This window comes from Collinsella sp. Sow4_E3 (assembly GCF_052116285.1).
Lineage (GTDB): Bacteria > Actinomycetota > Coriobacteriia > Coriobacteriales > Coriobacteriaceae > Collinsella.
Genome location: NZ_JBQKLJ010000005.1, coordinates 105,516 through 127,064, shown reverse-complemented (window position 1 = coordinate 127,064; position 21,549 = coordinate 105,516). Strand labels below are relative to the sequence as shown.

General features: G+C 58.8%; 17 protein-coding genes. 6 read left to right on the top strand and 11 right to left on the bottom strand.

Features of this window, described 5'->3' with window-relative positions; translation table 11 throughout:
* Both ACTQ48_RS05170 and ptcA read right to left on the bottom strand, forming a co-directional pair.
* On the bottom strand, nucleotides 1-818 hold an 818-nt coding region (locus ACTQ48_RS05170; protein ID WP_441570305.1), incomplete at its 3' end, for an APC family permease.
* 132 nt (nucleotides 819-950) lie between these two features.
* A complete protein-coding gene (gene ptcA / locus ACTQ48_RS05165; RefSeq protein ID WP_154514956.1) occupies nucleotides 951-2,024 on the bottom strand; it encodes a putrescine carbamoyltransferase in 1,074 nt (357 codons plus the stop codon).
* Nucleotides 2,025-2,354: 330 nt separating this feature from the next.
* On the opposite strand from ptcA, the gene ACTQ48_RS05160 reads away from it, so the two are divergent.
* The gene (locus tag ACTQ48_RS05160) at nucleotides 2,355-3,320 is read left to right on the top strand and encodes a response regulator transcription factor (protein WP_441570304.1); all 966 of its coding nucleotides are present in this window, start codon (nucleotides 2,355-2,357) and stop codon (nucleotides 3,318-3,320) included.
* Between the two features lie 454 nt (nucleotides 3,321-3,774).
* On the opposite strand, the gene ACTQ48_RS05155 is transcribed toward ACTQ48_RS05160, so the two are convergent.
* Together ACTQ48_RS05155 and ACTQ48_RS05150 are read right to left on the bottom strand one after the other, a co-directional pair.
* A complete protein-coding gene (locus ACTQ48_RS05155; RefSeq protein ID WP_441570303.1) occupies nucleotides 3,775-5,976 on the bottom strand; it encodes an FtsX-like permease family protein in 2,202 nt (733 codons plus the stop codon).
* Complete coding sequence (locus tag ACTQ48_RS05150; protein WP_441570302.1) at nucleotides 5,966-6,751, bottom strand: ABC transporter ATP-binding protein; 786 nt, start codon at nucleotides 6,749-6,751, stop codon at nucleotides 5,966-5,968. Before ACTQ48_RS05150 ends, ACTQ48_RS05155 begins: the two co-directional genes overlap by 11 nt.
* 262 nt (nucleotides 6,752-7,013) lie before the next feature.
* Here ACTQ48_RS05150 and vsr point away from each other — a divergent pair, with 262 nt between their 5' ends.
* Nucleotides 7,014-8,003: a DNA mismatch endonuclease Vsr gene (gene vsr, locus ACTQ48_RS05145; protein WP_441570301.1), complete on the top strand. Its 990-nt coding sequence runs from the start codon at nucleotides 7,014-7,016 to the stop codon at nucleotides 8,001-8,003.
* 698 nt (nucleotides 8,004-8,701) lie between these two features.
* Here vsr and ACTQ48_RS05140 read toward each other — a convergent pair.
* Nucleotides 8,702-9,559, bottom strand: coding sequence for a class II fructose-bisphosphate aldolase (locus ACTQ48_RS05140; RefSeq protein ID WP_022095149.1), 858 nt, complete (start codon nucleotides 9,557-9,559; stop codon nucleotides 8,702-8,704).
* A gap of 334 nt (nucleotides 9,560-9,893) precedes the next feature.
* Here ACTQ48_RS05140 and ACTQ48_RS05135 point away from each other — a divergent pair, with 334 nt between their 5' ends.
* Nucleotides 9,894-10,697, top strand: a complete 804-nt coding sequence (locus tag ACTQ48_RS05135) for a DeoR/GlpR family DNA-binding transcription regulator (RefSeq protein WP_441570300.1) — start codon at nucleotides 9,894-9,896, stop codon at nucleotides 10,695-10,697.
* Nucleotides 10,698-10,762: 65 nt separating this feature from the next.
* Here ACTQ48_RS05135 and ACTQ48_RS05130 read toward each other — a convergent pair whose 3' ends face one another.
* The gene (locus ACTQ48_RS05130) at nucleotides 10,763-11,923 is read right to left on the bottom strand and encodes an FprA family A-type flavoprotein (RefSeq protein WP_441063005.1); all 1,161 of its coding nucleotides are present in this window, start codon (nucleotides 11,921-11,923) and stop codon (nucleotides 10,763-10,765) included.
* 129 nt (nucleotides 11,924-12,052) lie between these two features.
* Nucleotides 12,053-13,039 carry a LacI family DNA-binding transcriptional regulator gene (locus ACTQ48_RS05125; RefSeq protein WP_441570307.1) on the bottom strand — a complete coding sequence of 329 codons (987 nt, stop codon included), beginning with the start codon at nucleotides 13,037-13,039 and terminating at the stop codon, nucleotides 12,053-12,055.
* 383 nt (nucleotides 13,040-13,422) lie between these two features.
* Here ACTQ48_RS05125 and ACTQ48_RS05120 point away from each other — a divergent pair, with 383 nt between their 5' ends.
* From ACTQ48_RS05120 to ACTQ48_RS05110, 3 genes are all read left to right on the top strand, one after another.
* Nucleotides 13,423-14,628 (top strand): galactokinase, encoded by a 1,206-nt coding sequence (locus ACTQ48_RS05120; protein ID WP_441570299.1) that lies wholly within the window; start codon nucleotides 13,423-13,425, stop codon nucleotides 14,626-14,628.
* On the top strand, nucleotides 14,619-16,247 hold the full coding sequence (locus tag ACTQ48_RS05115; RefSeq protein WP_441570298.1) for a UDP-glucose--hexose-1-phosphate uridylyltransferase: 1,629 nt from the start codon (nucleotides 14,619-14,621) through the stop codon (nucleotides 16,245-16,247). The genes ACTQ48_RS05120 and ACTQ48_RS05115 overlap by 10 nt, the downstream gene beginning before the upstream one ends.
* Before the next feature lie 304 nt (nucleotides 16,248-16,551).
* Nucleotides 16,552-17,853: an ATP-binding protein gene (locus tag ACTQ48_RS05110; RefSeq protein ID WP_441570297.1), complete on the top strand. Its 1,302-nt coding sequence runs from the start codon at nucleotides 16,552-16,554 to the stop codon at nucleotides 17,851-17,853.
* A 270-nt stretch (nucleotides 17,854-18,123) separates the two neighbouring features.
* On the opposite strand, the gene ACTQ48_RS05105 is transcribed toward ACTQ48_RS05110, so the two are convergent.
* The 4 genes from ACTQ48_RS05105 to lacA all read right to left on the bottom strand — a co-directional run bounded on the left by ACTQ48_RS05105 (nucleotide 18,124) and on the right by lacA (nucleotide 21,392).
* Complete coding sequence (locus tag ACTQ48_RS05105) at nucleotides 18,124-19,059, bottom strand: hexose kinase (RefSeq protein WP_055285435.1); 936 nt, start codon at nucleotides 19,057-19,059, stop codon at nucleotides 18,124-18,126.
* Between the two features lie 56 nt (nucleotides 19,060-19,115).
* Nucleotides 19,116-19,997, bottom strand: a complete 882-nt coding sequence (locus ACTQ48_RS05100) for an aldose 1-epimerase family protein (protein WP_427748000.1) — start codon at nucleotides 19,995-19,997, stop codon at nucleotides 19,116-19,118.
* A 378-nt stretch (nucleotides 19,998-20,375) separates the two neighbouring features.
* Entirely contained in the window at nucleotides 20,376-20,900 is a 525-nt protein-coding gene (gene lacB, locus ACTQ48_RS05095) for a galactose-6-phosphate isomerase subunit LacB (RefSeq protein ID WP_346981957.1), read from the bottom strand.
* Nucleotides 20,901-20,963: 63 nt separating this feature from the next.
* Nucleotides 20,964-21,392, bottom strand: a complete 429-nt coding sequence (lacA, locus tag ACTQ48_RS05090) for a galactose-6-phosphate isomerase subunit LacA (protein WP_006234830.1) — start codon at nucleotides 21,390-21,392, stop codon at nucleotides 20,964-20,966.
* Between the last annotated feature and the right edge of the window lie 157 nt (nucleotides 21,393-21,549).

Below are 21,549 nucleotides of genomic sequence, written 5' to 3'. Positions count from 1 at the left end.
AGCACGGAATCGCCCACCATGGTCTGGACTGCGAAGATCATGCCGTAGTCGGGGTCGATGGAGTCGGCCGGGATGGCGGCGCCGATGCCGAAGCCAGCGAACAGGTAGATGACGGCAATAGCCACGCCACCGACGACGATAGCCTTGGGGATATCGCGAGCGGGATCGGCCATATCATCGGTCATGGTGCAGATAACCTCGAAGCCCATGAAGTTGAAGATGATGATGGACAGGTAGCCCAGGGCGTTGGTGTTGGTGAGCTCGGGCAGGAAGGTGGCGGCGGACATGTCGCTCGCGAAACCGTTCTCCATGGCATACCAGATGCCCAGGGCGCCGACGATGACGGCAACGGCGACCTTGATCAGGGCGCCACCGTTGAGGACCCACTCGGAGTCGGCCGCCTTGGAGCGGCCCATGAGGTAGACGATCCACACGAAGGCGAGCTCGATGCCCATCTTGGCGATCAGGTTGAACTCGACGCCAAAGACCATGCCCAGGATGTCGGGGAACATGGTCGCCAGCGAGGCGATCCACAGCGGGTAGTTGACCCAGTAGTAGTACGAAATGCGGGCGCCCCACTTGTCGCCCAGGCCATCGCGTACCCAGTCGTAAATGCCGCCCTCGCCGTCATAGGTGGTGCCGAGCTCGGCGACGACCATGCCGTAAGGGAGCAGGAAGGTCAGGATCAGGAAGATCCACCAGAAGAACTGCTGGTTGCCAATGGCAGCAGCAGGAGCGGCGGCCTCGCAAACGAAGACGACGCAGATGATGGTCGAAATGACCGTCAGGAAGGAAAGCTTTTTCTTTCCGTCACTCATATTTAATCCTTTGCTCAGTCTTGGACAGATTCGAGGCCCTAAGGTATTAAGGCAATTGCTTGGGCCTCGGTGAGCGGGCGACAGGAGACGAGCATCCACCGCCCGCAAACATGCTTTTAGAAGCCTTGAGGCTTAGAGCTGCTCGAGAGCCTCGAGAGCGGCGTGGAGCTCAGCCTTGGCGGAGTACTCGACACCCTCGTCGTTGAGCGGAGTGCGCTTGCCCAGGGCGGCAAGGAGAGCACGGATGGAGTGCTTGCGGTTCTCGGCCTCGACCCAGCACAGGGAGCGCTCGGGATCGTCCATGACCTCGTCGACGACTTCCTCGCCACGGGTGGCCGGCAGGCAGTGCATGAACTTGGAGTTGGGGCCGGCGAAGTTCATCATGTCCATGGTGACCTGATACTTGGGATAGAACACGTCCATGTAGTTCTCGCCCGAGACCTCCTCGTCGTACAGGCCATACCACACGTCGGTGTAGATGAAGTCGGCGCCCTTGATGCACTCGATGTCGTCAGAGATGACAACCGAGCCGCCGGAGACCTTGCAGTTCTCCTCGGCGATGGCCATCATCTGCTTGCCGAACTCGGCGCGCTCCTCGGCGGTGCCAACGTGCAGGCCGCCGTCGGGGATCTGGTGGCCCTTAGGTCCAAACTGGACAAACTTCATGCCGACCTTGGAGGCGATGAACATGAGGGAGACGCAGACCTGGGTGGCATCGCCGATGAAGGCCAGGGTGCAGTCCTCGATCTTCTTGCCCTCGGGGAGGTTCTCGAGCATGGTCATGAGGTCGCCCATCTCCTGCGTGGGATGGTTGAACTCGGACATGCCGTTGATGACGGGCACAGCGGAGCCCTCGGCGAGGCCGACGACGTCCTTGTGACGGTCAACGCGAGCCATCATGATGTCGAGCAGCGAGCCCATAACGCGAGCGGTGTCGCCCAGGGACTCGTGACCGCCGAGCTGGATGGTGCCAGGGCCATAGAACTGAGCATGGCCGCCGAGGTCGGTCATAGCGGTCTCGAAGGAAAGACGGGTGCGGGTGGAGACCTGCTGGAAGATCATGCCAAGGCTCTGGTTGCGGAGCAGGTGCGGATAATAACCGTCAACCTTGATGGCCTTCTTCATTGCTAGGCCAAGATCCTCGATAGCCAGGATCTGCTCTTTGGTGAAGTCGTTGGTGTCGATGAAATCCTTAGGCAGTGCCATATCGATTTCCTTTCCGCCGGTCTTGCCGACTTATTTACTGTGAGGCGCTCGTACATCACACCTCGTGTTGACAAGACCATCATTCACCCGTGTGCAATTTTTACCTAGTTTATTCGGGATTAAAGACCGTTCACGGAGTTACACCCTCTATAAACCAATATAAACCCGCAGGCAGCGGGCTTGCAGGGGGTTTACCGTCTGGAACCGCGAACGGTATACGGCTATGCTATGTCTGGCGTCTAATCCGCAATGGAACGACCGGCTGAGACAAGTATACCCGTGGGATATAGCGGGCTCCATAAGAGTTTAAATGAGACAGGACGGTGACAAATGGACACGCTCATGTTCTTCTATACCTTAGCGATACTCGTAATCTGTATTGTGACGGCAGTGCTTTCGCTTGCCGCCTACGCCTCGTCCCATCGACGCTTCTTTATCTATGGCAGCGGCGTATTTATTTGCTACGCCATCGAGATGACCGAGATCTTCTTTTTTGAATACACGTTGCAAAACGAGACTTTTCCGGCCAGCGACTATTACGCAATTACCATGCCTGCGTTTCGGACCCTTGTGGCGACCACTTCACAGGCTTTTATTTGGCTGATTGCCATGGACTTGCTCGATAAGCATTCAAAAAAGCAGTTCACTATCCCCGTCTTAACGTTTTTGCTGTTAGAGTCGCTGACTATCGTCGCTGTCCCCTCCGGCCCCATGCGTCAGTGGCTCTACTACACGATGCGTCAGGTATTCCTTCTCTTTGTGGGACTGTATATCTTTTGGACGGCTCATAAAAGTACGGAGGTTGAGCTGAAGGCACGCGTTAACAACCAGCGAAAGCACCTGATTATCGGCGCTATTCTGGTCGGTTGCATCGTTGCCGAAGATTTCTACAACATCCTTGTCATCCCCATGAGTCTGGCACCCTCTTGGCTGCAGCTTTATCTATCCGAGCGCAACTTTAGCGAGAACGTCTTTGCGTGCTACTTTGCGATTCTGCTGATCATCTACTCATACCACGTGCTTTCAATTCGCATGGAGAAGGCGCCCGAGGAAAAGAACGTCAACGATCTTGATCGACACATCGAAGAGCAAATGCCCTTCTATCGCAACGCCTACAGGCTCTCCAACCGCGAGGCCGAGGTTTTGCGTCTGGTTGTGCTGGGCAAGTCGAACCAAGAGATTGCTGACGAGCTATTCCTTGCCGTTGGCACCGTCAAGACCCACATCCACAACATCCTGGTCAAAACCGAGCAGCAAAACCGCACCACGCTCATCCTCCACTTTTGGAAGCGTTAACCTGCCAAAAAGGGACAGGTTTATTTTGGTAGGTTTTATCTGGGCAAACGCCAGCCGCCGCAAGAGAGCTGCTTTCCCTTGCGGCGGTCTTCTAGCAGTAAGACCAAGTGAGTAGACTTTTTGCAGGAGGTCGAGCACAGCCCAAAACGCCGCGGCTCTGACCTGCGATTTTATTGAACATTTATCGCGATGTGCTCGGCATATCTAAATAAGTCTACTCACTTGCATCCGAGACGCACCAGATAGGCAAATAACCGCCGCGAAGGAAGGGTTACGCGGTTTTACCAAACCGCGTAACGGCTCGACGCTGCAAGCGCCCCTGAGCGAGCAATCTGACGTTCAATCGTCGGTCGCGTACAAAAGTACGCTTCCCTCCTCTTTCACGTCACCTTACTCGCTTAGGGGCGCTTTCGCTGACCTATGCTCAACCTACAATGATTCCAAACTGGGTGAGTTACTCGCTGTAGCGGGTGGCTATGGCTGCTCGCACCATTCCGGTACTCATAAGGTAGGTCACCAAGAAGTAGCCACCGTATGCTGCCAGGAAGATTGCACAGGTGAGGCCCACGGTGCCGCCGATGCTCATATTTCCGAATATGCTCACCAGCTCGATAATCACCTTAAGTGCCACAAAGGAGTGCGCCAGACCCACTGCCAGCGGGAACAGGAAGAATACCGCTTGCTGCGCCATCACCGAATGGCGAATCTGGCGGTCGTCGCAGCCGATCTGTGCCAGCACACGATAGCTGCGGCTGCCGTCGGCCACGTTGGAGAGTTGCTGGATCGACAGAATCGCCGCGCATGCAACGACCAATACAAAGCCGATGTAGATGGCTAGGTAGCTAATAAGACCGTTCATTTGCGCTGCTTGCGCGTACATCTCTGAGCGTGTGATGAAGATTCCCCACGATCCCGGCTCCTTGCCGTCAACGAGCAGATTGTCGAGCACAGTGTATTCAATGCTCTCGTCTGCCTCGGTCGTATCCATCCCCTGTTTGTAGTTAACGAGCAGGCTACTGGAATACGGCTGCAGATTGAGTTGGGACAACAGCTCGTCGGCAACGACGACGGTACCCGGATTACTGCCCATCGCCGAGTTGGCGATGGCCGCCGTGTCCTCGTCCGACTTATCGGTTGCGGGCTTGAGCGTATGCCCGCCCAAGGTAAGGGCATGGCCGCCGGCCATATACTTGGTGTACAGGTCGATCAGCTCACCGCCCATATCACACGTAAGCAAGTACTGGTCGCGACCAATGCTCACCGGCTCCTCGCCCATCATCTGACGCAGCTTGTTGTACTGGCTCGCCGGCGTCACAAACAGACCTATCGCATCGGGCTTGCTACCCCCGAACGCCTTGGGAAGCTTTTCGCCCATGGTCTTGCACATCTCACCCGCAGACACCGAAGGGCTCGAACCGCCAAACGGGTAACTTAGATACGAATCGATCTGCACATGCTCACCGGCAACATCGGCGATATTGACCTTCTTGCCGGTCTCGTCGTTGTTGTCCGCCGACTTGTCCTTACCGTGCCATGCGGGGTACAAATCGACCGTTGTATCGGCCAGCACCATGCGATCGGCCTCAGACGGATTGACATACTCCTTGTAGTAGCCGAGCGTATCGGGCGTGTAATAGACATACGTCTGCGACATATCGGCCGGCGTATAGCGCTCCAGATTCTCGTTCATCACATTGGCAATCGACATACCGCACGTCACCGAGGTGATGGCCAAAAACAGGAGCATCGCGATGACGCCCATCGAAAAGCACACCGTGTTGACCTTGGCCGCAAGCTGGCGCACGATAAACATGTTGAGGCCGCGCCAATACACGCCGCGCAGGCTCTGCAGCAGCTTGATAAGCATGCCCGAGAGTCCCCAGAACAGGGCAAAGGTGCCCACGGTAACCATAGCGGTCGTAATGCCAAACTGGTTCATGGCCTCTTGCAGCTTGCTGTCCGTCGCGGTTAGCGGGAACCCATCACGTAGCAGACGGTAATAGGCCACGCCCACAAGCACCACGCCCACGACAAAGATGACAATCGCGATCCAGGGGCTGCGTGTCTTGATGCTCTCGTTGCGACGCTCGGCACCCATAAGCTCGATGAGTTTGGTACGACGCACGGCGCGAAGGTTCAGCAGTAGCGTGAGCACAAACATTACGAGCATGCAGGCAAGGGTCAGGTTGAACGCATGCACCGAGAAAAAGAAGTGGAAATTGGCGATCTGTGTCTTAAAGAGCGAGGCCGTAAAGAACGTCATGAGCTGGGAGAGTCCCACACCCAGCACAATGCCGGCGACAAAGGCCACAACCGATACTATCACGGTCTCGAGCGCCATGATCGTGGCGACGCGCCCGCGCCCCATACCGAGCACCTGGTACAGGCCAAACTCCTTCTTGCGGCGTTTCATAATGAAGTTATTGGCATACACCATCAAAAAGGCCATGACACCGGCCAAAAAGTACGTCAGGTAGCCGAGCATGCTGCCCATAACCTGCGCCAAGCCCTCTTCATCGATTCCGGCGATGTCGACCTGCATCGAGATGGTGTTAAAGGCATAGAAGACCGTGACGCCCAGGGTGAGCGTCAAAAGGTAGACGAGGTAGTCGCGGCCGGCGCGGCGGACGTTGCCCCAAGCGAGTTTACAGAGCATCGGAGCCCTCACCGCCCATCATGGCAACGACCTCCATAATGCGGTCGAAGAACTCGCGGCGGCCGGTGTCTCCGCGGCGCAGCTCGGTGAAGATCTTGCCGTCGCGAATAAACAGCACACGGCTCGTGTAGCTGGCGGCAAAGCTGTCGTGCGTGACCATGAGCACGGTGGCGCGCAGGCGGCGGTTAAGGGCCTCCAGGCTCTCGAGCAGCAGGCGAGCGCTCTTGGAATCGAGGGCGCCGGTGGGCTCGTCGGCCATGATCATGGTGGGGTCGGTGACGAGCGCGCGAGCCGCGGCAACGCGCTGCTGCTGACCGCCGGACATCTGGTAGGGATACTTGTCGAGCACCTGACTGATGGACAGGCGCGCTGCCACATCCTGCACGCGGGTCGAGATCTCTGCCGAGTTTGTGCGGGCGATGGTGAGCGGCAGGGCGATGTTCTCGCGTGCCGTGAGCGTATCGAGCAGGTTGGAGTCCTGGAAGATAAAGCCGAGCTCCTCGCGGCGGAACTGCGAAAGCTTAACCTGCTTCATGCGCGTCACGTCCTGGCCGTTGATGCGGATCGTGCCACTTGTGGCACTATCGATGGTCGACACGCAGTTGAGCAACGTCGACTTGCCCGAGCCCGAAGCGCCCATGATGCCAACGAATTCGCCGCGGTTGACGGTAAAGCTGACGTCGTTGAGCGCGCGGGTCACGTTGCCCAGCGCTCCGTATACCTTTTCGAGATGCACGACTTCCAGTACCGGGGTCGCCATGTGCGTGGTTTGCATACCGAGTCCTTTCTTGCGATTAGTCTACGGCATCTATAGTCGCAAGAAGCCGAGTCGGCTACCATCGATATCGCTTACGCTTGCCTTACCGTTGCGTAAGGTAGGGGTAGTCTTTTTGGGACGGGGCTTTTTTAGCTACCCTATCCGTAGCCTTCGAAGCATGAGGCCGCATTTGACATAGGGTAGCTAAAAAAGCCCCGTCCCAAAAAGACTACCCAAATGAGCTGCCTTGTCATGTGTTGATGCTGAGAGAGGACTCCTGTTGAAGACTGTTCATGTTGCCGCTGGGATCATTCGCAAGGAAGGATCCGATGAGCTGCTTGCCGTGCAGCGCGGCTATGGCGACATGCGGGGACTTTGGGAGTTTCCCGGCGGCAAGCTCATGCGCGGCGAGACGCCCGAGGACGCCGTACGCCGCGAGCTCATAGAAGAGCTGCAGGTAAAAGTCACCAACCTGCGCGATTTCTATACCGTTGAGTACGACTACCCCGATTTTCATCTCTCCATGGAGTGCTACTACTGCTCGCTCGCCGATGACTCCGATGAGCCCCAGAAGCACGACCGCCAGCTCGATATCCGCTGGATTCCGCGCACCTCGCTTGCCACCGTTGAGTGGATGCCCGCCGACAAAGGGCTTATCGATGCTCTGATTGAGTTGAAGGAAGATCGGCTTGAGGCCAACGGCGCCGCCGATGACGCCACGCCCAACACGGCCGACAAACCCGTCACCAAGCCCAAGCGCGCACCTAAGCGCCGCAGCAAAAAGCGTCCCAAACCAGGTCTGCTCGACGGCATCGATACCTCGGACCTCTCCGCTGACGAGCGCGAACTGGTGCGCCGTCGCGCCGCTATAAAAAAGTCCATGAAGGGCAACAAGCGCGCCAACACCAAACCCGAGCTGCTCGTTCGCCAGCGCCTGCGGGCAGCGGGCCTTACGGGATACCGTCTGGAATGGAAGGTACCCGGCAAGCCTGACATCGCCTTTCCCGGGCGCAAGATCGCCATTTTCGTCAACGGCTGCTTTTGGCATCGCTGCCCTAAGTGCAATCCGAGCCAGCCCAAGCGCAATGTTGAGTTTTGGGAGGCAAAGTTTCGCCGCAACGTCGAGCGCGACCGAGCCGCCATCGACGCGCTTACCCGAATGGGCTGGACGCCCATCACCGTCTGGGAATGTGAGCTCAAGAAAGACCGCATCGACGCCACCATGGAAAAGGTCATCGAACAGGTACGCGCCGCCGCACCGCAGCGCTAACAGCGATCATTCACACGCTCCGCACGTCCGCGCCACATCCGAGCCGCAAACCTTAGAAAGCCCTTAAGCTCAAAACCTTTCAAGAGTGTTATTCGATACCTTTGACCTGCAGTTTCACTGTTATAACAAACCTGATTAAGCCTTTCTTTAGTGCTTCTTTGCAGCAGCCGCGGCATAATACTGCCAACGAACGGGACCTAGCAGCACACCCCGTGCGCAACCTTTTGGTGGACATCGAGGAGGCCGCATAAGCATGCATTCTTCCAATGACGCAGCACAGCAGCCATCCCTAAAACATGCAGACCTTTTCTCCTTCCCTCCGACACAGAGAAACGGCCTCCTCGACTCCCCCACCACAAAAGCCAAACGCTCAACCGATCAGAATCTCAACTTGCGAATATCCTTCGATAAGCTCCAAGCATCCCTAAACAAGTCATTCCCAAACCAAGCCCGGGCATACTAACCCCCACCAACAAAGCGTCCCTAGCGCACCACTATTCCGCCCCAACGCCACAAGGGCGATTGAGCAGGGCCGTCCGGAAACGGAAAAGGGCCTATCTCTCAGAACATTCCGCAGGACGGAGGAAGCCCCGCAGCGCGTAGCGCGCAGCGGGGCTTCCGACATGTCCGAGGACGTTCTGAGAGATAGGCCCTTTTCCGTTTCCAGACGGCCCGGTGGGATCAGAGTACCCTTGCTGTTACTCTGCTTTGCCCACAGAGTTGAGGTTGGTCATGCGGATCTTAACCAGCTCGGTGATCTCACGCATGCCCTCCTTGGCCGGCTTCTTGGGATCGAAGCAGGCGGGGTTCTCGGCCATGTAGGCCATGAAGCCCTTGGTGTAGGCCTGACGCAGCTCGGTAGCGTAGTTAACCTTGCAGATGCCGTTCTTCACAGCCTCGGCAACCTGCTCATCGGGCACACCGGAAGTGCCGTGCAGAACCAGCGGCACGTCGACGGCGTCGCGGATGGCCTTGACCACGGACTGCTCGATGTGCGGATCGCTCGTGTACACGCCGTGGCTGGTGCCAACGCCAATGGCCAGCGAGGTGCAGCCGGTGCGCTCGACGAACTCCTTGGCCTCGGCAGGATCGGTGTAGGGGCTCTCGCCCTCAACCGCGGGACCGTCGTCCTCCTTGCCGCCAACCTTGCCGAGCTCGGCCTCGACGGGCACGCCCATGGCGCGGCCAGCGTCGGCGACGGACTTGGTCAGGGCAATGTTGTCCTCAAAGGACTCGTGCGAGCCGTCGATCATGACGGAGGTGTAGCCCGTGCGGAAAGCCTGCATGCAGCGGTCATAGCCATCGCCGTGATCGAGGTGCAGAGCGACGGGCACGGAAGCGCGCTCGGCAGCGGCCTTCACCATGCCGTAGAAGTAGTCCAGACCAGCGGTCTTGATGGTGCCCGGGGTGGTCTGCATGATGACGGGGGACTTGGTCTCCTCGGCAGCGGCCAGAACGGCCATAACAAACTCGAGGTTCTCGACGTTGAACGCGCCGACGGCGTAGTGGCCGGCCTGAGCGTCCTTGAGCATCTTTTCGGTGGTAACAAGTGCCATGAGCGTTTGCTCCTCTCCCTCGCCCGCATCTGGACATCGGGCGTAGTTGTTCACAAGGCGTTTTACCTTGCGTTTTACTGCGCTCATTGTATGAAATTCAGCGGCTTTGCACGTGCGAGATATTGAGTCCATGCAGGCCAATACAGTCGTTTTTGAAAAGTAAACGGAAGGAATCGGAACCGAGTGGGCGTGTTCGATATTGAATTTTGAGCGTTTAGCGTCTTTCTTTTATAGAAAAGATAAGTAATCGAAAGGTGTTTTCTTACTCAAAAAGAAAATGAACGAAAATAGAGTCAACACAATTCCTGCAAATATAGCCGAGAATGGAGCAAACATGGCCCAAGCTACCAACCGTGCTTTTGCTGACGAGCGCCGTACCGCCATTATGGAAATACTCGAGCATAACGCCTCGGTGCAGGTAGCAGAAATCGCCCAGACCTTTGGCGTGTCCTCCGTCACCGCCCGCGCCGACCTGGACGCGCTCGCCGAGGCAGGCAAGCTGCGTCGCACACATGGTGGTGCCGTATCGCTCCACAAACGCCTGACCGTCTCCACGCAAGATCGCCGCATCAATGTCAACGTCGCCGCCAAGCAGGCCATCGCGCAAAGCGCCATCGAGCTCGTTAATGACGGCGACACGCTGCTCGTCGACTCGGGCACCACGGCGCTCGAATTCGTCCGGCTCCTCGATCAGCGCGACGGCATCACCGTTATCACGGCCGACATTACCATCGCCGATTATATTGACGAGAGCATGCCCTCGGTCGATGTCGTCATGCTGGGCGGGGCACTGCGCAAAGGCCACCGCTATCTGTACGGCCCACTTACCATGCAGGCGCTCCAAATGGTCCACGCCGACCTTGCCGTCATGTGTCCTGGCGCTTTTGTTCCCGGCTGCGGCTTTACGACCGACTTTCCGCAGATGGCCGAGACCAAAGCGGCTATGGTCGGTGCCGCCCGTCAAAGCGTCGCCCTCATGGACGCCAGTAAGGTCAACGGACGCGGCATGTACCGTTTTGCCGAGCTTGCCGACGTCGACACCATCGTGATGGACAGCGACCCCGACGCCGCCGTCGCTACCTCAATCGCCGAGGCCGCCGACAGCGCACGTCCAGCCCTCATCATCGCCGGCGCTTAAACAAAAACCACCACAAAGGGCCTGTCCCCTTTGTGGTGGTTTTGCCCGTTAAAAGCGAAATATCGCTACTTGGAAAGCTCGTCGGCGAGGGCCTCGATCTGGGCGCGCGATGTGTCGTTGAGCGATCCCAGCACGGTCACCTTGTTCTGCGCCAGGGTGATGTCCTTCATGCCCTCGAGCTCCTTGGTCATAACCTTGGCAGCGGTGGGCGCCCAGGAACCGGCCTCGACGAGCGCCACGGTGCGGTTCTGGTAGGCATGCTCGGCGAGCGTGTGGATAAAGGTGCTCATGAATGGGAAGATCTCGCCCTGATAGGTGATGGAGGCGAGCACCAGGCGGTCATAGCGGAACGCATCCTCAACGGCCTCGGCCATGTCGTCGCGAGCCAGGTCAAAGACGGAAACCTTCTGGCCGCGAGCCTCGAGCGCTGCGGCGAGCTCCTCGACGGCGGCCTTCAGATGGCCGTAGACGCTCGCATAGGCAATCGTGATGCCCTCGTCCTCGGGCTGGTAGCTCGACCAGGTGTTATAGGTGTCGAGGTAATAGCCCAGATTCTCGGTAAGGACAGGACCGTGGAGCGGGCAGATGATCTGGATATCCAGATCGGCAGCCTTTTTGAGCACGGCCTGCACGAACTTGCCGAACTTACCGACGATGCCAAAGTAGTAGCGGCGAGCCTCGCAGGCCCAGCCCTCGGGATCCTCGATGTCGTTGGCGCCAAACTTGCCAAAGCCGTCGGCGCTAAAGAGCACCTTGTCGGTGGCCTCATAGGAGAAGAGCACCTCGGGCCAGTGAACATTGGGAGCACCGACAAACGTCAGGCTGTGGCCGCCCAGGTCGAGCACATCGCCCTCTTTGACAACCATTTTGCGCTCGGGGAAGTCGGTGCCAAAGTAGTTGACCATCATGCGGAAAGCACCCATGCTGGCCACAATCTGCGCCTGGGGATAGCGCTCCATAAAGGCGGCGATACCGGCGGAGTGATCAGGCTCCATATGATGGATGACCAGGTAGTCGGGCGTACGGCCATCGAGCGCGGCCTCGAGGTTGCCGAGCCACTCGTCGACAAAACCACCGTCGACCGAATCGGCGACAGCGATTTTATCGCCCAAGATAACATAGCTGTTGTATGCCATACCGTTCTCGGACACATCGTACTGGCCCTCGAACAGGTCAATGTCGTGGTCGTCGACGCCAATGTAGCGGATATCCTTGGTGATCTCCATCAGACAAAGCCTCCTAGATAGACAAAATAACTTGTCTATCATAGCACTTGGCAGCATTCCAACTGTTATCTGCCGGCATCCTTACCGATTGTTATTGAAATACGATAAATCGTCGTTTACCTGCGCAAACTATGAGCGTGACATCGCCGTGCTATGTCGAATAATGAGCTGGCCGGGAATACGGATAGCAACGGTTTTGCCCGCCGTACCCGCCTCGGGAACCGCGTGCTCAAACACCTCGCGTCCACGCTGATGTAAATTGAATCGAACGGTCGTGAGCTCGTTATGCGCGACAAAGTCGTCGAGCGAATCGTCGACGCCCACCACGCTTACGTCCTCGGGCACGCGCAGGCCGCTATCACGCAGCGCGGCAATCGCGCCATTTGCCATCTGATCGTTTGCCGCATAAATCGCCGTCATGGTGCGATCGTGCTCGGCCAGGTACCTGCCGGCCTCGTAGCCGCTGTTGGCAGACCAGTCGCCCTCGAGCGGCGCCTGCGGCTTAATGTGCTTATGCTCGAGCGCATCCTGCCAGCCGGCGCGACGAAATTGCTCGTCGACCGAGAACGACGGGCCGCCAATATAGCGAATTTGCTCGTGCCCCAGCTCAAACAGATGATCCATAAGCAAGAGCGAGCAGCCGTAATGGTCGGAGTCGACCGTGGTCACCCGCGGGTGCGCGTACATGGTAACAATAACCGTGCCAATGCCCGGCAGCGGATCAAACGTCTCAAAATCGGGCGCCATGCGGCTCATGCCGATGATAATGCCGTCCACCGGCAGCGCAGCCATACGACGCGTGGCCTCGGCAAGCGAAAACTCCTCGGTCTTGGACATCTCGACCAGCGTGATGGCGCAATTATGCTCGCGAGCAGCGCTGGCGATGCCGTCGATCATTGAGAGGTTGCCAAACTTGGTGATATCGTTGACGCACAGACCGACCGAATGGTAACGGCCGTCGCGCAGCGAGCGGCCGGCATAACTCGGACGAAAACCGAGCTCTTGCATAGCGGCCTGCACGCGCTGGCGCGTCTGCTCGTTAACGTTGGGCAAGCCGTTGGCGACGCGCGAAACCGTCTGCTGCGAAACGCCAGCAGCGCGGGCGACGTCGGCCATGGAGACCGGACGCGCACCTGTATCGTTGGACGAGTGCCTTGCCACAGAACCACCTTCACCCTTGCGAGATCTGAATAGCGCGCATGCCGGCCCGGGCAGAAATACACCCCGCGCCGAGGCCCGCTATCGTCGGACGCATGTTAACGTACTCTACTTTTTCTATCTGCATCTCTTCTGCTTTATAAGTCCATACGGCAGTACCGTTCACAGCTGTATTTCTACCGACTACCGGATTCTCAAAAAGTGTCAAGCGTTGTGTTATGAGTACGTTAACATAGCCCGTAACGTGCGGCATCGTGAACACTTGGTTCATGCCGCTTTAAGTTGTTAACGTACTCATAGCGACGCAAAACTCACCCGTGCGCGCCAAGGAAAGGACTCCCATGACCACCCCCGACGAAAAGACACTCACCATGCTCACCAGGCTGTTTGAGGAGGAGTTTGGACCCATCGGCGACCGCCAGGTGCTCTACGTGCACGCACCCGGCCGTTCCGAGATCAGCGGCAACCACACCGATCACGAGGGAGGCCATGTTATCGCCGGCTCGCTCGATGTCGCCGTTGACGGTATCGCCGTGGCAACCGACTCCAACAAGATCCGCGTCGCCGACGAGGGCTATCCTACCTTTGAGATCACGCTCGATACGCTAGATGTTCAGGAGTCCGAGAAGGGCACGTCCGCAAGCCTCGTCCGCGGCATGGCCCACGAAATCGCCGCTCTGGGCGTTGAGCCCCAGGGCTTCGACTTCGCCTTCACCTGCTCCGTTCCCTCGGGCGGCGGTCTTTCGAGCTCCGCTGCTGTCGAGGCGGCGTACGGTCGTGCCATGGAGGCGCTCTGGGGCGCACCCGCCATCGAGCCCGTCGCGCTCGCCCAGATGAGCCAGCGCACCGAGAACAACTATTACGGCAAGCCCTGCGGTCTGATGGACCAGGCCGCCGTTTGCTTGGGCGGCCTCGCCTACATGGACTTTGAGGACCAGGCTCAGCCTAAAACCCAGAAGCTCGAACTCAACTTTGAGGATCACGGCTATGCGCTCGTGCTCGTTAAGGTTGGCGCCGACCATGTGGCAGCTACCGACGACTACGCCGCCGTTCCGCGCGAGATGCAGGACGTCGCCGCCGAGTTTGGCAAGACACGCCTGTGCGAGGTAAACGTGGCGGATTTTGACGCCAAGCTCCCTGAGCTACGCGCCAAGCTGGGCGACCGTGCCTGCCTGCGCTCCGTTCACTACTGGTATGAGAACGGCCTGGTCGATAAGCGCTGGGCAGCCCTTAGCGCCGGCGACATCGACCAGTTCCTAGTCCTGACGCGCGAGTCCGGTGCCAGCTCTGCCATGTACCTGCAGAATGTCGTCGCCAAACTGGGCTCCGAGCAACCTTCCATGTATGCCTTGGCGCTGGCCGAGCATGTGCTCGACGGCCGCGGTGCCGTCCGCATCCACGGTGGCGGCTTTGGTGGCACCATCCAGGCCTTCGTGCCGCTCGACCTGGTCGACACCTTCATCACCAAGATGAACGGCTGGCTGGGCGAGGGCTCTGCCCGCCACTACGCAATTTCTGACAAGGGGGCTTACGCGGCATGGCTGTAATGACTGATGTGCGCGAGGCCGCGCAGGGCCTGATTGAGTATGCCATCCATCGATCCATGATCGGACAGGATGACCGCATCTGGGCCTACAACACCATTCTCGAGTGCATCGGCGCCACGGGTCCTGCGCTCGACATGGCTTGGGCGATGCAGAACGAGAAGCTCTCGCTCTTGCACCCCGATACGCTCCCCAATTTTGACCTGGAGGGCACGCTTGCCGCGCTTTCCGAGGACGCCGTTGCCAACGGCGCTGCCGAGGACACGGCGTCGGGCCGCGACCGCATCGCCATGCGCATCATGGGCGCGCTCATGCCGAGGCCTTCGGTTGTAAACGAGGAGTTCAACGGACGCATGGGCGTCAACGAACCCCGCGCCGCGACCGACTGGTTCTATGGTCTGTGCTGTGACGCCGGTTACGTGCGCCGCGCCGCCATCGCGCGCAATATCAAATGGAGCACCCCCACCAACTGGGGCGACCTGGAAATCACCATTAACCTGTCGAAGCCCGAGAAGGACCCGCGCGACATTGCCGCGGCCGGCGCCGCAAAGAACACGGGCGAGAAGTATCCCGCCTGTCAACTGTGCATCGAGAACGAGGGCTACCCTGGACGCTCCGCCGCAGCCGACGGCGGCGCCCATCCCGCTCGCCAGAACCTGCGCGTTATCCCCATCCAGCTCGACGGCGAGCGCTGGGGCTTCCAGTACAGCCCGTACGCGTACTTTAACGAGCACTGCATTGCTATGAGCGCCGAACATCGCCCGATGCACGTCGACCGTAAGGGACTGACCTGCCTGTTCGATTTTGTGGACCTGTTCCCGCACTACTTTATTGGCTCCAACGCCGACCTGCCCATCGTGGGCGGCTCGATTCTGTCGCACGACCACTTCCAGGGCGGCGCGCACGAGTTCCCCATGATGCATGCCGCCGAGGTCTCGCAGTTTAACGTGCCCGGCTTTGACCAGGTCAGCGGCACCGTGTTGCAGTGGCCGCTCTCGGTGCTGAGACTGCGCTCGCACGACCGCGCCCAGCTGCTCGACGCCGCCGAGAAGATTATCCTCGCCTGGCGCGAGTGGACCGATGAGTCTGTGGGCGTCATCGCGCACACAGCCGACGGCGTGGCGCATAACACCGTGACGCCCGTCATCCGCCGCGTCGACTCTCGCGGCAATGCCGGCGGCGAGATCTACGAGGCCTACCTGGCGCTTCGCTGCAACATCACAACCGACGAGCATCCGCTGGGCGTATTTCACCCGCATGCCGAGTACCACCACATCAAGAAAGAGAACATCGGCTTGATCGAGGTCATGGGCCTGGCCATTTTGCCGCCGCGCTTGGTTCCCGAGCTTGGCGCTGTCCGCGAGCACCTGCTGGCGGCCAAGGTCGATGCCAGCTACGATCTTGCCAGCGCGCTCGAGGGCGACGACCTTTGCCGCAGCCACGCCGCATGGGCCAAGGATGTCTTTGCCCGCCGCGCCGACGAGCTTACGGCGGATAGCGCCATCGACATCCTGCACGAGGAGGTCGGTATGGTGTTTGGCCACGTGCTCGACAACGCCGGCGTTTTTAAATGGAACGAAGCCGGTCGCGCCGCCCAGCAGCGCTTTATCGACTCGCTGTAGCACGCGAGCTCGAACGCACGCACTTAACAAATAGCGCCTACACGACCGCGGCGCCCGCCGGCAACATCGCCGGCGGGCGCCGTTTTCTGATGCAAGGGTAACTAATTTGCACCAAAACAAGGAGTGTCCCAAACTGCCGGCAGAAAAAGAACGTCCCCAGATGCCGACCTAAACCCACACATTATTCGATGGAAAAACGTGGTTGCCTCCCACATTATTCGATGGAAAAACGTGGTTCATTCCCACATTTTTCGACGGAAAGACCAACACGGTCTTATACTAACCATGATCGTTAGGAGGCAGTATGCAGCGACAGCTAATGGACGAACTCATCGCTTGGAAATCTAGGGCAAACCGTAAGCCCCTCCTGCTTAAGGGGGCCCGCCAGACGGGAAAAACCTGGCTTCTCAACGAATTCGCAGGCCAGCAGTATCAAAACGTCATCCGTTTTGACTTTATGCTCGAACCGGGCGTACGTTCGCTGTTCGACGGAAGCCTTGACCCCAAACGCATCATCTCCCAGATAGAGCTCCTGCGCGGCCAGACCATAACGCCGACAGACACACTCATCATCTTCGACGAAATCCAAGAGGCACCGCGTGGCATCACCTCGCTCAAATACTTCAACGAGCTGGCGCCGGAATACCATATCGTGGCAGCCGGCTCCTATATGGGGCTCGCGCTCCGACGCGAAAACGAGTCGTTCCCCGTCGGCAAGATTGACCAGCTTACCATGCGCCCCATGGGGTTTGTCGAGTTCGTTCGTGCCGTCGATGGCGATCCGCTCGCAGATGCCATCCTTGCCACAGACATGGACCTGCTGGCAAACGTTTCCGAAAAGCTCGAGCGCCTGCTCAAGGAATACCTCGTTGTCGGTGGCATGCCAGAAGTTGTCTCCGCTTTCGCCGCCTCCCACGATTTCATCGAGGCCCGCAGGCTTCAGCAGCAAATCATCGAAGCTTACGAATCCGATTTTGGCAAGCATGCACCAGCCCGCATCGTCGAGCGCATGAGGCTGGTTTGGAAATCCCTTCCCGGCCAGCTCGCAAAGGAAAACAAGAAGTTCGTCTACGGTGCGCTCCGTCCCGGGGCGCGCGCACGCGATTTTGAGGAAAGCCTCCAGTGGCTCATGGACTATGGAATCGTTCATAAGGTACCACGTGTTTCCGCCCTAAGAGCACCGCTCACAAGCTACGAGGATCTCTCGGGCTTCAAGCTGTTCTGCATCGACACCGGCATCCTCGGAGCACTCTCCGGCCTCTCGCCAGCCATTGTTCTGAACGGGCCCGCTGTTTTTACGGAGTTCAAAGGCTCGCTGACCGAGCAATACGTCGCACAGGAGCTTTTGCTCCAAGGCAAAACTCCCGCGTATTGGTCATCCTCCTCCGGCAATGCAGAGACTGACTTTGCCATCGACCATTCGGGGACCGTGCTTCCGCTCGAGGTCAAGGCGGCAGAGAACCTCAAAGCAAAGAGCCTGAGGATTGCCTGCGAGAAGTTCAAGCTCGAGCGCTGCGTGAGAACATCGTTAGCGGCATATAGAGACGAGGGCACGCTCGTCAACATTCCGCTCTGGGAGATTGGGCAAATCGACAAGCTGGCATAGGCGCTGTGGAGGGGGTGTCCCGTAAGGAGTGTCCCAAACTGCCGGCAGAAAAGGAACGTCCCTATCTGCCGCATTCCCGAAGCAAGGCAACGCCGATGTCTTGGAAACGACAGCGAGCGGGCCGCATTTGAGACAAGGTGACGTGAAACGAAAGGGCGCTGACCTTCTGGTCGCGCCCTTGAAGTTGAACGTCAGATTGTCCAAATGCGGCCCGCGCAGCGTCGGCAGGTTACGGCGTTTGGTAAAACGCCGTAACTCGACGCCGTAACCCTAAAGCTCCGTTACTTCAACGCTGTTGTAGACCTCGTCCCAGCGGTCCATGACCAGGTGACCGGTCTTGGGATCCATGGCGTTGAGCTTGCCGCAGGTATTGGCGGTCTTGAGCACCGTGACGTCGTCGGCACCAGCAGCAATGGCATGCGCAAAGCCGGCGATGGTCGAGTCACCGGAACCCGTCGCGTTCACAGCCGCAATCGCGGGCGTCTTGGCGCGGAACGCGCGGCCCTCATGGAATCCTACCGAACCGGCAGCACCCATCGAGACAACGACCCAGGGGATACCGGCAAAGCGGCCATCGGCGGCAAGCGCCTCGCGCAGGGCATCGACATCATCGGTCGTAAAGGACGTACCCAGCAGGCCGTTAATCTCGGTCAGGTTGGGCTTTACGAGCTCAGGCTTAGCGTCGGACTCCAGCGCGGCCTCCAGCGATGCACCCGAGGTGTCGAGTAGCACCTTGGCGCCCGCCTCCTCGGCGATCTTTACGAGCTCGGCATAGTAGCCGGCATCGACGCCGCGCGGCAGCGAGCCCGAAAGCGTCACAACGTCCGCCTTCGCTGCAAGCTCGGCGAACTTGGCCGTAAAGGCCTCGAGCTCTGCCGGGGCGATCTGCGGGCCGCTCTCCAGCAGCTCGGTCTGATTGCCCTCGTGCAGAATATTCAGGCAAATGCGCGTCTCGCCGGCAATGGGTACAAAGTCGTTCTTGACGCCGTCGGCATCCATAAGCTCGGCCATATAGGCACCCATGTGTCCGCCGAGCAGACCGGTCGCGAGCACATCGTCGCCCAACTGCAGCAGCACACGGCTCACGTTGAGGCCCTTGCCGCCAGCGGTCTTTTCGGGCGTCACACGGTTCACGTCGTCGATGATCAGCTTGTCGAGCTGATAGCGCGTATCAATCGACGGGTTCATGGTAACGGTCAGAATCATATTGAACTCCTGTTTCCGGGGCACGACACGCGCGACCCCAAACATACGATAGCTCGTTAAAGGATCTCGATCTCAAAGCCGCGGGTGACGGTCTCCCCCGGCTTGGCCACCAGGCAGCCGCGCTTGTGCTCCAGAATATCGTCCTCGTCGGAGCAGGTGGACAGGCCGCCCCACGGTTCCACGGCCACAAAGTCACCCTCGGGCTTGCTCCACACAATCAGGTACGGCATATCGGGGAACGTCAGGCGCACGCCCTTGTCCTCGGTCTTCTTGGTCAGCGTAACCACGCGGCTCTCGAGCACGTCAAAGATGGTCTCCGCAAAGTCAAAGAGTTCGTGGGTCAGCGGCAGGTCATGGCCAACCATCGGGTTCTTGCTGCGATGCTCAACATCAATCAGGCCCGTCGAGGGAACGGCAGTGCAGAGGTCGGTGGCCTCACGCTGCTCAAAACGAAGCTCGTAGTCGTCATAGGACTCGCCCTCGTCGAGCGGGCACTTAAAGCCGGGGTGACCGCCCACAAAGAACGGCATGTCCTCGGTGCCCTCATTGGTCACCTCGTACGACACGGCAACCTTTTCCGAATCGATCGTGTAACGAGCAACGATCTTAAACGGATACGGGTACTGCTCGAGCAACTCGGCATGGTCGGCAGAGCTTAAGCTCAGCGCAACCATGTTGTCGCTCTGTTCCTCGAGCTTCCACTCCTGCTTGCGCGCAAAGCCGTGGCGGGCGAGCTTTACCTCGCGGCCGCCCATGGTCATTGCGTGGCCGTCACGAAGGCCACCGCAGATCGGGAAGCAAATGGGGGCCTGGCCCGACCAGACTGCCGGATCACCCTGCCACAGGTACTCACGGCCGTTGGCCGCAATAGAAGTGAACGACCCGCCCGCCGTGCTCAGTGCCACGCGGATAGAACCGTTATCAAGAACAAACTCCATAGGAGTCTTCCCTTTCTTACGACAGCCCACCAAGTCAATAGGACTGATAGAAAACCGGCCCGCGCCCCCTCACAGAAACGCGAGCCGTCAATTGAAAAGCTGCAGAATGCCGGGTACCGCCAAGAGCGAAGCACTCAAGCCAAGCAAGCAAACGTGTTATCGGAGCAGCTCGCCGAACCAGAACGCTTCGCAACAACAGCGGTAACCCCACAGGTACCCCCAACGTCAGCGAGCGGCGATCAGGTGCCCCAGGTCGCCGCGAAAGAGGAGCGACGCGTACTTCATGTACGCGAGCGACGGTTTGAGCGACGAGATGGGGTGCCTGAACGCCGCGCAGCGTCGACCCGTTACGCGGTTTGGTAAAACCGCGTAACCCCACTAGTCGTGGTATTCTCCGCGGTCCCACTTCTCGAGGAACTCATCAAAGAAGTGCGGGTCGGCCTGAGCCTCGGCGTCGGCCTTATTGCAGGCATCGATCTTGGCGATCAGGGCATCGTGCTCGGGGGTCTTCTCGTAGGGCTCCTCCAGGAAGGCAAGCATAATATCGGCCATCAGGAACTCACCGGTGATCTTGCCGCCAAAGCCCACGATGTTGGCGTTGAGCTCGCGACGGGCATACAGGGCAGAGGTCATGTCGCGAACCAGGGCGCAGCGGGCGCCGGGAACCTTGTTGACGGCGTTGGTGATGCCGATGCCGGTGCCGCACAGGGCCACGCCAAAGTCGGCCTTGCCGCTGGCAACAGCCTCGCCCACGGCCTTACCGTAGATGGGATAGTGCGTACGGGTGTGGCTGTAGGTGCCGCAGTCGAGCACCTGGTAGCCAGCCTGCTCCAGGCGGTCGGCCAGATAGATCTTCTCGTCCGTAACGATATGGTCGCAACCGATTGCGATGGTCTTCTTCATCAGAACGTCCTTTCGTCTGAATTCACAAGTTGAGATAGAAGTTCGAGTTCTCGGTGGCTCTCGTTAGGCCATCTTGTTGAGCATGTCGACACGGATCTGGTGACGACCGCCGGCGTACTGTGCACGCAGGAACTCGCGGGCGATCTTCTTGGCGACCTCGGTGCCCACAACGCCCGGGCCCATGGTGACCATGCGCGAGCCGTTGTGCTCGCGGGTCATGTAGGCGGAACGCTCGTCGGAAATGTTAGCGACGACCATGCCCTTGATCTTGACGGCGGCCATATAGGAGCCGACACCGTACTTATCGAATGCGAAGCCCTGGGAATCCTTGTGCTCCAGCAGGTCCTTGGCAACGGCGGTAGCGGAATCGACAAAGTCCGCGGCAGGGGTCTCGGAATAGTCGACGACCTCGTGACCATCGGCGATGAGCATCTCCTTGATGGACTCCTTCATCGACATGCCGTCGGCATCGGAAGCGATTACAACCCTCATGACATCCTCCTTGAGAGATACGCAGGTGCGTTGTTTCTGTTTGGAAGTGTTGAATCTCGTTCAGGTCCGGGCATCTGAATGTGCGATTCTTCACTGTTCATGTTTATTTGAACACATTCGAACAGTAACTGCAACAACTTTTTGTTTATCTTTGTTC

Coding starts and splice junctions, on each gene's coding strand:
- ACTQ48_RS05125 (WP_441570307.1), bottom strand. CDS start 13,039: ATGGCCGACGTCGCCCGCGCTGCTGGCGTTTCGCAGCAGACGGTTTCG.
- ACTQ48_RS05155 (WP_441570303.1), bottom strand. CDS start 5,976: ATGCTCTGTAAACTCGCTTGGGGCAACGTCCGCCGCGCCGGCCGCGAC.
- lacB (WP_346981957.1), bottom strand. CDS start 20,900: ATGAAGAAGACCATCGCAATCGGTTGCGACCATATCGTTACGGACGAG.
- ACTQ48_RS05100 (WP_427748000.1), bottom strand. CDS start 19,997: ATGGAGTTTGTTCTTGATAACGGTTCTATCCGCGTGGCACTGAGCACG.
- ACTQ48_RS05120 (WP_441570299.1), top strand. CDS start 13,423: ATGACCACCCCCGACGAAAAGACACTCACCATGCTCACCAGGCTGTTT.
- lacA (WP_006234830.1), bottom strand. CDS start 21,392: ATGAGGGTTGTAATCGCTTCCGATGCCGACGGCATGTCGATGAAGGAG.
- ptcA (WP_154514956.1), bottom strand. CDS start 2,024: ATGGCACTGCCTAAGGATTTCATCGACACCAACGACTTCACCAAAGAG.
- ACTQ48_RS05105 (WP_055285435.1), bottom strand. CDS start 19,059: ATGATTCTGACCGTTACCATGAACCCGTCGATTGATACGCGCTATCAG.
- ACTQ48_RS05110 (WP_441570297.1), top strand. CDS start 16,552: ATGCAGCGACAGCTAATGGACGAACTCATCGCTTGGAAATCTAGGGCA.
- ACTQ48_RS05140 (WP_022095149.1), bottom strand. CDS start 9,559: ATGGCACTTGTTACCACCGAAAAGATGCTCAAGGACGCTCAGGCCGGC.
- ACTQ48_RS05130 (WP_441063005.1), bottom strand. CDS start 11,923: ATGGAGATCACCAAGGATATCCGCTACATTGGCGTCGACGACCACGAC.
- ACTQ48_RS05135 (WP_441570300.1), top strand. CDS start 9,894: ATGGCCCAAGCTACCAACCGTGCTTTTGCTGACGAGCGCCGTACCGCC.
- ACTQ48_RS05115 (WP_441570298.1), top strand. CDS start 14,619: ATGGCTGTAATGACTGATGTGCGCGAGGCCGCGCAGGGCCTGATTGAG.
- ACTQ48_RS05160 (WP_441570304.1), top strand. CDS start 2,355: ATGGACACGCTCATGTTCTTCTATACCTTAGCGATACTCGTAATCTGT.
- ACTQ48_RS05150 (WP_441570302.1), bottom strand. CDS start 6,751: ATGCAAACCACGCACATGGCGACCCCGGTACTGGAAGTCGTGCATCTC.